The 2,834-nt window shown below is 69.9% G+C and carries 3 protein-coding genes; all 3 read right to left on the reverse strand.

Features of this window, described 5'->3' with window-relative positions; genetic code table 11:
• On the reverse strand, positions 1-642 hold a 642-nt coding region (locus U9980_RS27210), incomplete at its 3' end, for a cation:proton antiporter (protein WP_322770542.1).
• An 82-nt stretch (positions 643-724) separates the two neighbouring features.
• Positions 725-1,936: a M20 family metallopeptidase gene (locus tag U9980_RS27215; protein WP_322770543.1), complete on the reverse strand. Its 1,212-nt coding sequence runs from the start codon at positions 1,934-1,936 to the stop codon at positions 725-727.
• A gap of 174 nt (positions 1,937-2,110) precedes the next feature.
• Positions 2,111-2,834 (reverse strand): response regulator transcription factor (locus U9980_RS27220; RefSeq protein ID WP_322770544.1); only part of this gene is annotated, 724 nt, incomplete at its 5' end.

A 2,834-nucleotide genomic window follows, 5' to 3' on the forward strand; every position in this document is an offset into this window, starting at 1 on the left:
GACCAGCACTGCGAGGTAGATCGCCAACAGTAGTGCCGTCATCGGGAGGGATCGGTAGGACGGCGTGGCCGCCGCGACCGCCATCGCGAGCAGCAGCCAGCCGGCCAGGTCCATGATCGCGGCCGCCGTGATCGCGACGACGCCGGTCGGGGTCGACTCCATCCCTCGCTCCTGGATGATCAACGCCAGGACGGGCACCGCCGTGATCGCCAGGGCAACCGCGACGAACTCCACGAAAGAAGCGCGCCCGACAGTGCCCACGGCCGCGCCGAATCCGGTGTGGATCAGGGTCAGGGCCAGGAGCCCGCCGAACACCAGGGGAAGCCCGAGACCGCCAACCGAGACCGCCACCGCCCCCCGTGCCCGGCCCCGCAGCACCCGTAGATCGAGCGCGTAACCAACTGCGAACAGGAACAACAGCACGCCGACCTGCGCGATCACCGTGAGGAAGGGCAGCGCGTCGACGGGGAACACGCGGTGCACAACCCGGTCGGGCAGCAGTCCCAGCACCAGCCCGACGAGGATGTGCCCGACGACCGCGGGCTGGCCGACCCGCCGGCACAGTGGGGACACGGCCGAGGTCAGGGCGAGGACCACCCCGGCACCGAGGAATACCTCCACCGCCAGATGTTCTGTGTTCACGGACGTCCCCTCCCATGAGTGAGCTGATCCGACTCGACTGCGCGAGTTGGCTGGGTGGGCGCGAGTCAGGTGTGTGGGCGAGTCAACTGGTCGGCCGCAGGAACGCCGTGGCGACCGTCGCGTGCAGGGCGACCCCGGTGGCCAGGGCGTTCTCGTCGATCCGCATAGCCGCGGAATGGCAGGCCGGCGCCGCAGCCGGGTCGGGCACGTCGGCTGGACAGGCCCCGAGCAGGGCGAGCGCCCCGGGCACCCGCTCGAGGAGGAAACCGAAGTCCTCGCCCGCCATCACCGGGGTCGGCAGCAGGACGGTCCGGTCCGGTCCGGCTGCGGCCCGCGCCGCGTCCAGCACCAGCCCGGTGAAGGCCGGGTCGTTGACCGTCGACGGGTGCCGGCATGTGCGGCGGATCTCGGCCGTGACGTCGTGGACCTGGGCGACCCCCCGGCAGACCCGCTCGAGCACCTCCCACGCGCTCGCCCGCCCCTCCTCGTCGACCGCGCGGAGCGTCCCGCTGATCATGGCCTCGTCGGGGATCACGTTGCCGGCTGTCCCAGCGCCGATCCGCCCGACGGTGACCACGACCGGCGCGAACGGCGCCGCCGACCGCGGAACCGCCGCCAGCAGGGTGGTCACCAGATCCGAAACAGCCGGCACAGGGTCGCGGGCCAGATGGCTCGACGCGGCGTGCCCACCGGTTCCGCGCAGCGTCACCTCGAAGATGTCGGCGGCGGCGAACATGGTGCCGGGACGGGTTGCGACGACCCCGCTCGGCAGGTTGGGCGTGATGTGGATCGCGAACGCGGCGTCGGCCGGCCGGGGCCCGTCGAGCAGTCCCTCCTCAAGCATCCGGCTCGCTCCGCCGTGTCCCTCCTCGCCTGGTTGGAAGACGAACCGGACCGAGCCTGCGAGGTCGGTGGCGCGGCCCGCGAGCACCCGGGCCGCGCCGACGAGCATGGCGGCGTGCGCGTCGTGACCGCAGGCGTGCGCGACGCCGGGCTCCCGGCTCGCGAAGCTCTCGCCGGACCGCTCGGTGATCGGCAGGGCATCGGTGTCGGCCCGCAGCAACAGGACCGGGCCCGGCCGGTCCCCGGCCACGGTCGCGACGACCGACGAGCAGCAAACCCCGGTGACGATGTCGGATATCCCGATATCCGCCAACGCGGCGACGATCAGCCGTTGCGTGACCGGGTTGTCGAGACCCACTTCCGGATGGCTGTGCAGGCGACGGCGAAACGCGATCAGCGCATCGAGTTCAGAGCCCGCCGGACGCCCGGCGTCGAGCACAGGCATGGACATATGGAACAACCTTTCTCGGCGTCCCGGTCGCGTCCGCGACCACGATGGTTACCCTCTGCCGCACAGCGGTTCCGATAATCTCGACAACGGGTTAGGGCGTATCTGATGGATGTTGGTTGATGCGGACGCCTTCCGGGCGTTGATCCGCGCAATCGAAAATCCATCAGACACGCCCTAATGCTGCCCGCCGGGATGCATACGGCCGTTCCTGGCCGCCGCCGTCTGGCGCCGTTCGAAGGCCCGCGGACCCAAGGCTTCGCCCGGTTTGTTCAGGATGATCCGGCTTGTTCCGTTGCTGGGGGGCGCGAACGTCCCGGTATCGGTCCGCGCCGCTGGCGGCGGTCCGCGGCGCCGGTTTCCGACAACCGCCGCATGCTGCCGATCGCGCAGTTCGAGCTTTCGCAACACAGCGCTCACGTGCTTCTTGACCGTCGATGCGGCAACCGACAACTCGGCCGCGATCTCGGCGTTGCTCAGGCCTTCCGCGAGAAGGTCAAAGACCACCCGCTCACGCGGGGTCAGTATCCGGGCCGCATCCGTCTCAGGGGCCGCCGTCACGTGCCCGGCGGTGAGCACATCGGCGACCGCCGACGGCTCCAGAACCAGCCCACCGGCCGCCAGCCCATGCACGGCCAGTCGCAACAGATGAACAGTCACCGACCGGGTGAGATAACCGCGGGCGCCCGCCTGCAAGGCGTTTGCCGCGCCGGGATCCTCGGAGGTCTCGGCCAGCAGGAGAACCGCGAGCGTGCCCCCGAAAGTTTCGCCGAGCCGCTCAGCGATAAACAGACCGTCAATTCCAGGTAACTGATGGTGAACGATTGCCACCGAACATCCCGTGTCGGCCACAGTCAATTCTGCCTCGGACACGCCGGATGTCACGGCGATAGCAGTGATC

It is taken from the genome of Protofrankia sp. Cr1, from assembly GCF_963555865.1.
Lineage (GTDB): Bacteria > Actinomycetota > Actinomycetes > Frankiales > Frankiaceae > Protofrankia.

Excerpts from the sequence above, each read along its gene's own strand:
- U9980_RS27215 (WP_322770543.1), bottom strand. The coding sequence starts at position 1,936 with ATGTCCATGCCTGTGCTCGACGCCGGGCGTCCGGCGGGCTCTGAACTC.